A 12,198-nucleotide genomic window follows, 5' to 3' on the forward strand; every position below is an offset into this window, starting at 1 on the left:
CAGGGCAAGCCATGAGAGGAAGACGCATTCATGTATCGGGTAATCCAGTGGGCGACAGGGTCCATGGGCCGGACGGCCCTGCGCCGCATCATCGACCATCCCGATCTCGAACTGGCAGGTGTTTACGTCTATAGCCCGGACAAGGCAGGGCGCGATGCGGGTGAGCTGGTCCGGCGCGAACCGACGGGAATCATTGCGACATCGCGCATAGAAGACATTCTCGCGCTTGACGCCGACATTGTCATCCACACGCCGCGTATCACGCTGCCTTACGAGGCGCTGAGCGGTGATGTCGAACGGCTGCTCGCTTCCGGCAAGAATGTGATTTCGTCTGCCGGGTTTCACTTCCCCGACGCGCATGACGAGGATTATGCCGGCCCTCTGCGCGCCGCATGTGAGGCCGGGGGCAGCACGCTGGCGGGGCTCGGCGTCAACCCTGGCGGCTTTGTGGAACGCGTGGTGATGGCCGCGACCGGCTTCTCCTCACGCCTTGACCATCTCGATGTGCGCGAGATGGTGGATGCCTCGCAGATGACCTCACCGGAGTTTGTCTTCGGCATGATGGGCTTCGGGCGCGATCCGCAAAAGGATGACATCCGCAAAGGCCCGCTGGCCACGCTCTATACCAAGCTGTTCAGCGAGGTTCTGGCGCACGCCGGTTACGCCATGCACACCCGGATCCGGGCCATCGAGCCGGACCACGAGCTGACGATTGCGCCGCGCGACATCCCCACCGGGGCGGGGCCGGTGCCCGCGGGCACCGTGGCGGCGACGCGCTGGCGCTGGACGGCCCATTACGAGAACGGCTCCAGCTTCACCCTGTCGATCCTGTGGACCGCTGACCCGGCACTTCACGATGGCGAGACGGGCGGGCACTGGGTCGTGGACATCACCGGGCGCCCCAATATCCGCCTTACGCTGGATATCCATGAAGGCGACCCGAACATACCCTCCTCGCGTGCCCTGACGGACGCGACCATGGCTGCCGCGCTGCGCGGTATTCCCGATGTGTGTGCCGCCCCGCCCGGCTTTTTCAGCTACCCGGCACCCGGAGCCTACCGGACAAGGCTGGCCTGAGCCGTATTGCTTGAAGCTGGAAAGAAAAGAGCGCATCACCAGAGGTGATGCGCTCATCCAGTTTGGAGGTACGCGGAAAAATCAGGCCTTGCGCGGCGGCCACGGAATGAAGCCGGACGTACGCTCGATATAGGCGACGTAATCAGGCTTGGTCTTGCGCATGCGGTATTCCATCGTTGGCGCGCCCGACCATTTGATCAGTGTCCAGGTGAGGAATGCCGGGCCGGCGAACGACCACAGGCCCGTGCTCGTCTCGGCGGCGATCAGGAACAGGCCCCACCACACCAGCGCCTCACCGAAATAGTTCGGGTGGCGTGAGTATTTCCAAAGGCCGCTTTGCATGACCTTGCCGGCATTGGCCGGGTCTTTGCGGAAGCGGGTCAGCTGCCAGTCGGCAATGCTCTCGAAGACTAGGCCGAAAAGGGCGATGGCTGCGCCCGTCCACGCCAGAATGCCAAGAGCGGCAGGCACTGCATCGATCGGGCCGAGCTGGACCGGCAGGGTCACGAGGAACTGCAAGGGCGCCTGCGTGAGAATGACGGCAATCAGGCTGGCACGGGCAAAGCCCCAGCCCTTTTCCTCTTTCAGGCGTTCAAACATGCGCTTGTAGCGGCGGTCCGGCCCGTGATCGCGCCAGCGCCAGTACATGTAAGCCGTCAGGCGTGCGCCCCATAAGCCGGTGATGACCAGAAGCAGCACGGCCCGGTCGCCCTGACCGGACTGCAGGAAGGTGGATATGGCCAGCACCACCGCGCCAAGCGCCCAGTAGGCATCCACGATGGTGCAATCCTTCAGGGCAATGCATATCAGCCAGAGAATGAAGAACCCGGCGGCAAGCACGGCCAGATTGGTAGCCAGAACTGTAACTACGTCCACTGTCTTCCCCTTTTTTTTATCTAGCGCCCGGTGGCAATGCTGCTCGCACCGAGCATGCGGGCGACGGCGCGTTCCACGCCCTTGGGATCGCGCGCCAGATCGGCCCGCAGCTCCACCGCCATGCGGTCTGTATCGATCTCGTCAATGCCCCGGCGAATGGCCTTCAGGCCCACTTTCGCGATGTCTTCGGGGCGTTCCTTGTTCCCGCCGACATGGGCGGCCATCCGGGTATCAACCGAGCCCACAATCAGGGCGCTGACTTGCGTTTTCTGCTCGGCAAGCTCGGCCCGTATGCAGGCTGAAGCCGCGCGGGCGGCAAACTTGGACGGGCTGTAACCGCCCATGACGGGCATGGCGACGAGCGCGCCGCCCGACAGCACGTTCACGATCGCGCCGCCGCCATTGGCCTTGAGGATGGGTGCAAACGCCCGGCTCATCGCCAGAAGGCCGAAAAAGTTGACTTCCATCTCCTCGCGCGCGGCATTCATGTCCGGCGCCGCCATCAGGCGCTGGTTCAGAAAAGCTCCGGCATTATTGACGAGGATCGAGACATCCTTGCATTCGCGCGCGGCGGCCTCGACCTGTTCGGGACGCGTGACATCCAGCTCCAGCGCGACGGCACGGCCGCCGGACTCCTCCACCAGATGCGCGGCGCTGCTGGCCGATCTCGCCCCGACATAGACGCGGGATGCCCCGGCCTGCAGGAATGCGCGCACAAAGGCTTCGCCAATGCCGCGATTGCCGCCCGTGACGAGGGCTACGGCTCCTTCGAGTTCCATGGGTTTTAGCCTTTTGCGTAGATGGGATCGTGCGGCTTCTTGGCGCTGCGCACGAGTTTGGAGATGTCCGGCACCATCGTGCCGCGGCCCCATGTCTCGGCGTGGTCCATCTCGTGGTTCCACTCCCAGACGAGCTGGCGGCGGGCGATTTTCCATGCACCGTCCCGCTTCTCGAAGCGGTCAATGGCGCGCGCCAGGGTGAGCGTATCGAACGTTTCACCGTCCTTCTTCATCCGGGCGAAGGCGAGGATGTAGTGCTCGGCCAGAGCCTTCTCGCCATCCAGTTCGACATGGATATTCGTGGAGAGATGGTTCATCAGCCCGCCGCGCGGCAGGATTTTCGCCATCAGCGCGATGTATTCGGAGGCCGGTCCGTCAAACACCCCGCCATGATCCTCCCACGCATCATCGTGATAGCAGCTGGTCAGAAGCTCGATATCGGCCCGGTCAGCGGCGCGCAGATAGAGATTGATGACATCGGTAATGGCCTGCTTGTCGAGCAGGGCCTGGACCTCGGGGGAATGGTTCGTGCTCATGCATCACCTTCAATAATGAGAATGCCGGAATCGGGCGTCGCGGCGTAAAGCCGTTCAACATCGCCGCGGCGGCGGTCGATGACAGCGCGGCGGTTCACCGTGCCCTTGTCGGACAGCTCGTGAGCGTTCGGGTCTGGCGGTGTATCCAGCAAAAGGGCGCGCCGGATCTTCGAGCCGCCATGCTGGCCTTCATTTACCGCCCGGATGGCTTTCGCGATGGCGTCCGGCGACGCGCCCGGCTTGGCCCAGCCCATCAAGGTGAGGTAGGGCCGGTCATCATCACACAGGACCAGATCGGTCATCAGGGTGCCAAGCTGGCGCATCAGCGTGTCGCGAAGCGCGCCGCCATAGACCCAGGCGCCGCTGGACAGCTTGAACTCCTCCGCCGCCCGCCCGGCAAAGGCAAGGCCCTGCTCAGGGCGGTCAGGGTCATGGAATACGGCAAGGTCTCCGGTGCGGTAGAAGCCTTCCTCGTCGAATGAGGCAGCCGTCTTCTCCGGCTCATCCAGATAGCCAGCCGTCACATTCGGGCCGCGTGCGCGCAGCTCGTAGCGGTCACCTGAGGGGACAAGCTTCACCTCGGCCCCCGGCGTTGGCAGGCCGATGCCCACCTTGTCGCTCTCAAAGTGGATGACCATGAAGGCCGACACGGTTTCGGTGGAGCCATAGCCGCTGGTCAGCATGATGCGATGGCCGGTCTCGGCCACAGCCAGAGCCTGCAGCCGGTCATAGACGGACTGCGACAGGCCCGCCCCGCCATAGAGCATCAGGTTCAGCCGGGCAAAGAAGGTCTTGCGCAGCGCTGCATCCGCTTCCAGCGCGTCCACCAGCATGGAATAGCCCAGCGGCACATTGTTGTAATAGCCGACACTGACCTCGCGCAGATTGCGGATCGACTGGTCAAACAGGCCAGGGGCGGGCTTGCCGTCATCGACATACATCGTGCCGCCCTCAAGCAGGGTGGTGCGCATCGCGAAGGCACCGGCGGCGTGGTGCCAGGGTAGCCAGTCCAGCATGACATCGTGCCAGCCAGCGCTTTTGCCGATGGTCTGCTGGCACTGGGCGCTGTTGGCGGCGAGATTGTCGAAGCTGATCTCGACCAGCTTGGGCAGGCCGGTGGAGCCTGAGGTAAGCATGTAGGCGGCCACGTCATCGGCGCGGCGCGCAGCGATGGCCTCGCTCACGGCCTGCGTTACCGGCGTCGCGGTGACGGTATCGAAGGCATGAGCGCCGGGCGCGTCCGCAGCGCAGGTGACAAGACGGGCATCGCCGGTATCAAGACTGGCTATCGCTTTGAACGCGCCAGCGCTCTGGGCAAAGATCGCGCCGGGCTTTGCCTTGGCGATAACGTGCCTGAGGCGTCCATAATCGCCGCCCAGAGCCGCATAGGTCGTGCTGACAGGGCAGACAGGCAAGCCTGCCGCCCAGCCTGCAAATGTCATCACGGCAAAGGCAGGGCCGTTCTCGGCAACAATGAGCAGGGCGCGGTCACGCGGCGCGTGGTCGAGCAACCATTGCGTCGCCCCGTCAATCTGGCGCTTCAGATCGGCGTAGGAGGTAAACACCCACTCGCCGTCGGCACTGGCGCGCTTGGCCATGGCAGGCTTCTCGCCCTGGGCCTGTGCCATGCGCGCGAACCGGGCGGGAAGATTGGTCTCATAGGGCTGCAGTGTGATGCGCGAGCGCACGACGACCGTCCCGCCGGGGCGGCGCTGAATGTCCAGATCGACCGGCAGCAGCGATGCATCACGCAGCGGCGCGAACGCGGCCTTCGCTTCGGGAAGAGCCATCAGCTCGCCCTCGTGACAACCGGCCTGTCGAGCATGGCGCGTACTTCAGGAGAAATCTCCTTTTTCTCGCGCTGGTTGGTTTGCACATAGGCGTTGAAATACTCGCGCCAGCGGTGAATCCGCCCGTCCTTGAACTCCAGAACGCCTGCATAGGGCACGGCCAGATGCGAGCCGTCAGTGCCGGTAAACTCATCCACGCCTTCCATCCAGAGCGTGTCGCCATTCTCCGCGTAATCGAAAAGGCGCCAGTCATTGGATTGCGTCTTGCCAGCCATCTTGGTGAGAGCGGCGCGCATGGCGTCCTTGCCCTCAAAGACCGGCAGCATGCCGCCGGAATTATTCCATATGAAATCGTCGTGGATGTGCTCCATGACAGCGTCCACGTCGAGCCTGTGCCAGGCTTCGATAACGTCAAGAAGAGTATCGATATGGCGAGCCAAAGCTTTTTCCTCCCTTAAGCCTCTCTTTGCCGGAGGCTATTTCCTTGTAAGTCCGGTTATACAAGCGACGCTCGGGAAGCGCAACCAGCGGATTCCTCAGCCGGGCTAAAGTCTTGTTTTGGCAATGAAGTCATGAGCTGGCGCCGGAAATCGCCGGGCGGTCAGGAACAGGCCGGACCGTCCCGGCGAAGGCGCAACGCATCCTGCAAACTCTCTGGGCACGCCCCCCTGACAATCGGCGTCAGAGGCGCGAATCCGGCTTGCCGCAATCTCTGGCCACTGCTCAACTTGCCCCGTTTCAGGGGGGAGATGTCAATGCCGGATGCCGGGACCTTGAAGCGGCCATATGGCCGGGCTTTTTCGGCTTTTGTGGCCGTCCTCGCGACGCTCTGCCTGGCGGCATGCGCCACAGTTCAGCCAGATGACGCGTCAGCCATGCCGCGCTTTGAATCCGACGAAGCGCTTCGCGCGTTTCTCGCGCCTGACGGCGACGTGCAAGTCAGCATGATGGCGGGGTTCCCGGCACCACCTGCACCGCCGCCACCGCCGGGGGGCGTCGCAGCGTCGCCACCGGCTGAGTCTTCCGCAGCGCAGGAACGGGTCGTCATGGCGTCTGACGTAAGCGCAGCAGACAGCGAATCCATCACTAACGTGCAGGTTGCCGGCGTTGATGAGGGCGGCATCGTCAAGGTGATTGGCGACTATCTGGTTATTCTCAGGCGTGGCCGCCTGTTCACCGTTTCCACGGCAGATGGCGGGCTGCGGGCCATCGACTCGATCGACGCTTATCCGCCGGGCGCCAGCGCCCGCCATGACTGGTATGACGAGATGCTGGTCTCTGACGATCTGGTCGTGGTGATTGGCTACAGCTACCGGCGCGGCGGAACCGAGATCAACCGCTTCCGCATGGCACCGGATGGAACGCTCGCCTTCGTCGACTCCCATCATCTGAGGTCTGACGATTATTATTCGGATCGCAATTATGCCTCCCGCCTGATCGGCAGCCGGCTGGTTCTCTATGCGCCGCTCTCCTTCCGCTGGAACTCGCGCGATGTGCTCGACGACCTGCCGGGCCTTAGCCGCTGGTCGCCTGATCGCGAAGGGCCGGAGTTCAAACGCATCGCCAGTGCCAGCAATATCTTCATTCCCGCCCCCTTGCGGGCGAGCGGCGCGCAAGCCGTGGAGGCGATGCACACCGTGACGCAGTGCGATCTCGCTGCGCCGGAGCTGACCTGCGATGCCACCGTCGTGCTCGGGCCAGAGGGCCGCACCTTCTTTGTGTCGAATGACCATGTCTATGTCTGGCTGGAAGCGAACCGGAATGTGGAGGCAGACAGCCCCAACTTCCTGATCCGCATAGCGCTCGATGACCGGCTGCCAGGCGCCGTGCGGGTGGCGGGCAGCCCGCTCGACCAGTTCTCGCTTGGCACCAACGCGGCCGGCGACCGGATTGATGTCCTGGTCGCCGACGAGGGCTATGACGATCCGATGTGGGATACGGAGCTGACGCGCGGGCGTCCGGCCCTTTTGCGCCTGCCGTTTGCGCGTTTTGGCGATGGCAGTGGCGCGGCCCCCGCGTCCGACTACCAGTTCCTGCCGGGCGACGAATACGCCCACCTCAATCGTAACCGCTTCATCGGGGACCGGGCGCTCTACAGCCTTCATCGTTACTCGGACAGCCAGCACCGCTATTCGATTGTGGTTGTTCCGGTCGAAGGGGGCGATCCGGTCGAACTTGCCGTGCCTGAATGGGTCGAGCGGATCGAACAGCTGGGCCGCGATGCCGTCGTGATTGGCGGCTCGCAGGCGACCGTGTTTGTCACCCTCGATATTACCGGGCCGGAGCCTGCCATTATCGACCGCTATACCGAGCGTGGTGCCCGCGAGGCGGAATCGCGCAGCCACGCCTTCTTCTACCGGCCAGATACGGGCAGCGCTGACGGAGCCGACGGCCTGCTGGGCCTGCCGGTGATCAATCGCGGACGCGGTTCTGGTGATGCGGACATGCTGTTCCTGCGCCGGGAAGCGCGCCGGCTATCCGCGCACGGGCGTCTTGAGTCCGCTGCGCCCGGCCATCTGGATGATGGCTGCCAGGCCTCGTGCATCGACTGGTATGGCGATGCGCGGCCCATCTTCCTGCACGGCAGGGTGTTCGCCCTGCTGGGCTATGAGCTGGTAGAGGGCGACGCGTCCGGAACGCGAATTCGGGAGGTGCAGCGCATCAATTACGGCCCGCGCATCGAACCCGGAAAAGACAACTAGCGCTGTCTGAACGCCGGCAGCTTGGCCATACAGGCCTTGGCTCGCGCAATCCCAAAAGCGTCCCAATCAGGATAACTTGTCCTGATTGGGATCGTGTGCCTATGATCGTTCTCAAACCGGATGACCGCGAAGCGGGAGGGGAGAACGATGCCGATCTTGAAACCATGGCTGCGCCGTGCGCCGCTTGAAACACTGATCTGTCTTTGCGCGGCAGTGGCATTTCTGGCGGCCACGCCGCTGAACGCGTTCGCCAATACGCCCGGCACCACGGGGGGCGGCGTCGGCTACACCGCTCCTGACGGCTGGGATGTGCGCCCCGGCGAAGGCCTTACTGTGCTGGCTGCGCCCGCAGATGAGCTGCTGGTGGCACTCGTGGATGTGGGTAGCGCCGATAGTGCGTCTGATGCGGTGCTGGCTGCCTGGGCACTCTTCGACCCGGATGCGGATTATCCCGTACGGCTTGTCACTGCGGCCAGCCCGCGCGAAGGCTGGGAAGAGCGTGCCAGCGTCTCCTACGACATTCCCCCCAATGAGCGCCTAGCCGTGCAAGCTCTGGCGCTAAGGCGCGAAGCCAGCTGGACAGTGATGATCGTGCGCGGTTCACAGGCCGCGCAGGAGCGGCGCTCGGCTGCGACATCCCTGATTCAGCAGAGCCTTCGCCCGGCTGGTTATGAACGTGAGAGTTTTGCGGGGCGCACACCCAACCCCCTCACGCCGGAGCGTATCGATCTGCTGCGCGAGTTTGTGGCTGAGGCCATGGACGCGCTGGATGTCCCCGGCGTTGGCCTGGCGCTGATCGATCAGGGCGAGGTCGTCTGGCAGGGCGGTCTTGGTGTGCGTCAGCTTGGCGCCGATGAGCCGGTCACGGCTGACACACGCTTCATGATCGCGTCCAACACCAAGGGTATGGTGACGCTTCTGCTGGCTACGCTCGCTGATGAAGGAGCGCTGGAATGGGATCAGCCCGTCACGCAGGTCTTTCCGGAATTCCGGCTGGGCAGCGACGAGACCACTCGCTCCACGCTGATGCGCCATCTGGTCTGTGCCTGCACCGGCCTGCCACGCAAGGATATGGGCTTCCTTCTGGTGGAACCCGGCGCACCGGCAACCGACACTTTCCGCCAGCTTGCGGACACCCAGCCGACCAGCGCCTTTGGCGAGCTTTTCCAGTACAACAACTTGCTGGTTTCGGCGGCCGGCTATGTTGGCGGCGCGCTGGCCTATCCGGGCATGGAGCTGGGCGCGGCGTTCGACCTGGCCATGGAGACGCGCGTGTTTGCGCCTGCAGGCATGCACAATTCCGGCTTCGACTTTGCCGAAGCGATGCAGGGTGACTGGGCGCGTCCGCACGGGCGCAATCTCGATGGCGATGTCGTCGAGATCAGCAACACGTTCAACCAGTCGATCGAGACCCACAGGCCCGCTGGCGGCGCCTGGTCGACGGCGGCCGACATGGCACGCTTTGTTCAGCTGGAGCTGTCGGGCGGACTGACGCCGGAAGGCGAGCGGGTGGTGTCCGAGGCCAATCTGATGGAGCGCCGGGTGCACAACGTGCCCACGGGTGAGGACAGCTGGTACGGCATGGGGCTGTTTGACGAGATCGCCTGGGGCGTTCCGGTCGTCAGCCATGGCGGCACGCTTCTGGGGTATCGCAGCAATTTCTACCTTCTCCCCGAAGCCGGTATCGGCGCGGTTGTGCTGACCAATTCCGATGAAGGCTCGGTCATGCTCCGGCCCTTCCTGCGCCGCCTCATGGAAGTGGTGTATGACGGCCAACCCGAAGCGATGAACGACATAAACACGGCGGTGGAGCGTATGGCCCGCCAGTCAGGCGCGCGGCGCGCCACGCTGACCGTCCCGGGTGACCCGGCCATACTGGAGGCCCTCGCGGCGCAGTATCACAACCCGGAAACCGGCTATATCACCATCCGCGACGTGGACGGGGAGACCTGGCTGCGGGCCGGTGCGATCGAGGGGCCGGTTGCCACCCGGCGCAATGCCGATGGCACCGTGTCTCTGGCCACCGTGGGAGCGGGCGCTATCGGGCTGGAAGCCGTGATCGGCGATGAGGATGGCGTGGCGACCCTGACCATCCGCGACAGCCAGCACGAGTACGTCTACCGCGCCCAGGACTGACCGCGGGCAGGTTCCATAGTGCTCGCGACCGGCAGGGCCTTGTCGTCCTGCCGGTCTGGCGCGTTCTAATTCCGGGTGGACGGCTTATATTGATCTTCAAGGGCGCACGCGCTCCGGCGGCGCGCCGTTGAGGAAACCATGTCTGACACCATCCTTGCTGCCGAGCCTTTACTGCGCCTTGCCGCATTTGCCGGCGTGCTGGCCGTGATGATGGTGTGGGAACTGGCCGCTCCGCGCAGGCGGCGGGAGATTCCACGCCTTGTGCGCTGGAGCAATAATCTCGCGGTGGTCGTGCTGGACACGGCGATTTTGCGCCTCGCTTTTCCCTTGCTGGCGGTGGCATTTGCCCTGTGGGCTGAAGGGGCAGGCTGGGGCCTGTTCAATGTGTTGGGCGCGCCGCTATGGCTGGCTCTGCCGCTTTCAGTCCTGCTGCTCGATCTGGCGATCTATGGCCAGCACGTCGTGTTCCATAAGGTGCCCGTCCTGTGGCGTTTTCATCGCATGCATCACGCCGATCTGGAGTTTGATGTCACGACAGGGCTGCGCTTTCACCCCGGCGAGATCGTCCTTTCCATGATCATCAAGCTGGCGGTCGTCGCGCTGCTCGGTGCTCCTGCTTTGGCCGTGCTGGTGTTCGAGGTGTTGCTGAACGCCACCTCCATGTTCAACCATTCCAATATCCGCCTGCCGTTCGGCCTCGACCGGATGTTGCGGCTCTTCGTGGTGACGCCGGACATGCACCGGGTACATCATTCGGCCCTGCGTCATGAGACCGACAGCAATTACGGCTTCAACCTGCCCTGGTGGGACCGGCTGTTTGGCACCTATCGCGCGCAGCCCGAGGCCGGACATGACGCCATGACCATCGGCATTGGCCAGTTCCGTACGCCCCGAGATCTCTGGCTGGACCGCATGCTGCTCCAGCCTTTCCGGGGGAGGGCCAGCGATCCGGTGTCCGATGATGACAAGAGGGGCACGGTAAGCAGCGTGTAGTCAGATCGCGTGGTCCTGCATGGCTGCCTGGCCCCGAAGTCCACACCTCCCCAAGCCATCAAGCCACACCGTCGCTTCCTACGCATGCTTGACTCCACAAACTTTGTAAATCAAAGTAATTTGACATCGACGCTTCACCCTGAACATTACGAAAATGTATCGTAAAGGGTGCTTTACATGCGATGGCGCACGGCCTACCGCTTGTGCGACAAACGCGCATCAGGCGCAGGGACGGGCAGGGGACAAGTCAGATGAATGATGATCGCCGGGACAAATTGCGGTCGCTGAGCATCAACCGGGATGAAGAAGAGCGGCGTGGCGGCGGGGTGTCGCCGGTCATGCTGTTCGGCGGGATGATCGTGTCGGCAGTCATCGCCGCAGGCGCGGTCTGGTTTCTGACACAAGGCGATGCCGGCAACGCGGCGCCGCAACAACAGACAGTCGCCAGCGCGCCGCCCGCCAGTACCGGCCAAGCCACCGACACGCAGGCGGCCCCGCCGCCTGCTGCGGCGACGCCACGCGCGCCGCGTGCGTCGGGCCTTGTTGCGTCCGGCTATGTCACCGCGCGCCGTCAGGCTACCGTTTCGGCCGAAATCACCGGGCGCATCGCCGAAGTGCTGGTTGAAGAGGGTACCGAGGTCGAGGCCGGCGAGATACTGGCCCGGCTGGACGATACGCGTGCGCAGCTCGATCTTGAATTGATCGACTCCCAGATTGCCGCCGCCGAGGCGCGTGTCCGTTCACTGGAGTTTCAGGCGCGTGAGGCCGGCACGGTTACCCGCCGCGCGTCCAGCCTGTTTGATCGCGCGATTGCCTCTGAAGCGGCCCTGACCGCGGCGCAGGCCCAGCAATCGAGCCTTGAGGCTCAGCTGCGTGCGGCCCGTGCCGAGTTGGACAGCGCCCGTGTGCGCCGCACCAGCCAGGTTGACCTTATTGCCCGGCATATCGTGCGGGCGCCGTTTGCGGGCGTCGTGATCGCGAAGAATGCGCAGGTTGGTGAAATTCTGTTTCCGGGTTCCGCCGGTGGCGGGTTCACCCGTACCGGCGTCGCAACGCTGGTCGACATGGCCTCGCTGGAAATCGAAGTCGATGTCAATGAAGGCCAGATCCAGCGGGTGACGCCGGGCCAGCGCGTTGAAGCAGTGCTTGACGCCTATCCGGACTGGCGGATTCCCGCCCGCGTGGAGGCGATCATTCCCACTGCAGACCGCAGCCGCGCGACCATCAAAGTGCGCGTGGCCCTCAATGAGCGCGATGCGCGTGTCCTCCCGGACATGGCTGCCCGCGTGACCTTTATCGAGTGATGCCG

At 64.0% G+C, this 12,198-nt stretch carries 10 protein-coding genes; 5 read left to right on the forward strand and 5 right to left on the reverse strand.

The window, feature by feature from the left end:
* The first annotated feature begins 30 nt into the window (after positions 1–30).
* Positions 31–1,077: an NAD(P)H-dependent amine dehydrogenase family protein gene (locus tag X907_RS05385; RefSeq protein WP_127565993.1), complete on the forward strand. Its 1,047-nt coding sequence runs from the start codon at positions 31–33 to the stop codon at positions 1,075–1,077.
* Positions 1,078–1,158: 81 nt separating this feature from the next.
* On the opposite strand, the gene X907_RS05390 is transcribed toward X907_RS05385, so the two are convergent.
* Genes X907_RS05390 through X907_RS05410 form a run of 5 tightly spaced genes read right to left on the reverse strand, consistent with a single transcriptional unit; the run spans position 1,159 to position 5,498 of the window.
* Positions 1,159–1,953, reverse strand: coding sequence for a DUF1295 domain-containing protein (locus tag X907_RS05390; protein WP_127565994.1), 795 nt, complete (start codon positions 1,951–1,953; stop codon positions 1,159–1,161).
* Positions 1,954–1,973: 20 nt separating this feature from the next.
* Positions 1,974–2,732, reverse strand: coding sequence for an SDR family oxidoreductase (locus tag X907_RS05395; protein WP_127565995.1), 759 nt, complete (start codon positions 2,730–2,732; stop codon positions 1,974–1,976).
* Between the two features lie 5 nt (positions 2,733–2,737).
* A complete protein-coding gene (locus X907_RS05400) occupies positions 2,738–3,268 on the reverse strand; it encodes a nuclear transport factor 2 family protein (protein ID WP_127565996.1) in 531 nt (176 codons plus the stop codon).
* Positions 3,265–5,058 carry an AMP-binding protein gene (locus X907_RS05405; RefSeq protein ID WP_127565997.1) on the reverse strand — a complete coding sequence of 598 codons (1,794 nt, stop codon included), beginning with the start codon at positions 5,056–5,058 and terminating at the stop codon, positions 3,265–3,267. The genes X907_RS05400 and X907_RS05405 overlap by 4 nt, the downstream gene beginning before the upstream one ends.
* Positions 5,058–5,498 carry a nuclear transport factor 2 family protein gene (locus X907_RS05410; RefSeq protein ID WP_127565998.1) on the reverse strand — a complete coding sequence of 147 codons (441 nt, stop codon included), beginning with the start codon at positions 5,496–5,498 and terminating at the stop codon, positions 5,058–5,060. Before X907_RS05410 ends, X907_RS05405 begins: the two co-directional genes overlap by 1 nt.
* A 606-nt stretch (positions 5,499–6,104) precedes the next feature.
* On the opposite strand from X907_RS05410, the gene X907_RS05415 reads away from it, so the two are divergent.
* The 4 genes from X907_RS05415 (at position 6,105) to X907_RS05430 (ending at position 12,193) form a co-directional block, all read left to right on the forward strand.
* On the forward strand, positions 6,105–7,760 hold the full coding sequence (locus X907_RS05415) for a beta-propeller domain-containing protein (protein WP_170175470.1): 1,656 nt from the start codon (positions 6,105–6,107) through the stop codon (positions 7,758–7,760).
* A 147-nt stretch (positions 7,761–7,907) separates the two neighbouring features.
* Entirely contained in the window at positions 7,908–9,896 is a 1,989-nt protein-coding gene (locus X907_RS05420; protein ID WP_170175471.1) for a serine hydrolase domain-containing protein, read from the forward strand.
* Positions 9,897–10,034: 138 nt separating this feature from the next.
* On the forward strand, positions 10,035–10,889 hold the full coding sequence (locus X907_RS05425) for a sterol desaturase family protein (RefSeq protein WP_127566001.1): 855 nt from the start codon (positions 10,035–10,037) through the stop codon (positions 10,887–10,889).
* Between the two features lie 251 nt (positions 10,890–11,140).
* On the forward strand, positions 11,141–12,193 hold the full coding sequence (locus X907_RS05430; RefSeq protein ID WP_127566002.1) for an efflux RND transporter periplasmic adaptor subunit: 1,053 nt from the start codon (positions 11,141–11,143) through the stop codon (positions 12,191–12,193).
* The last annotated feature ends 5 nt before the right edge of the window (positions 12,194–12,198 follow it).

Source organism: Glycocaulis alkaliphilus (genome assembly GCF_004000605.1).
GTDB classification, from domain to species: domain Bacteria; phylum Pseudomonadota; class Alphaproteobacteria; order Caulobacterales; family Maricaulaceae; genus Glycocaulis; species Glycocaulis alkaliphilus.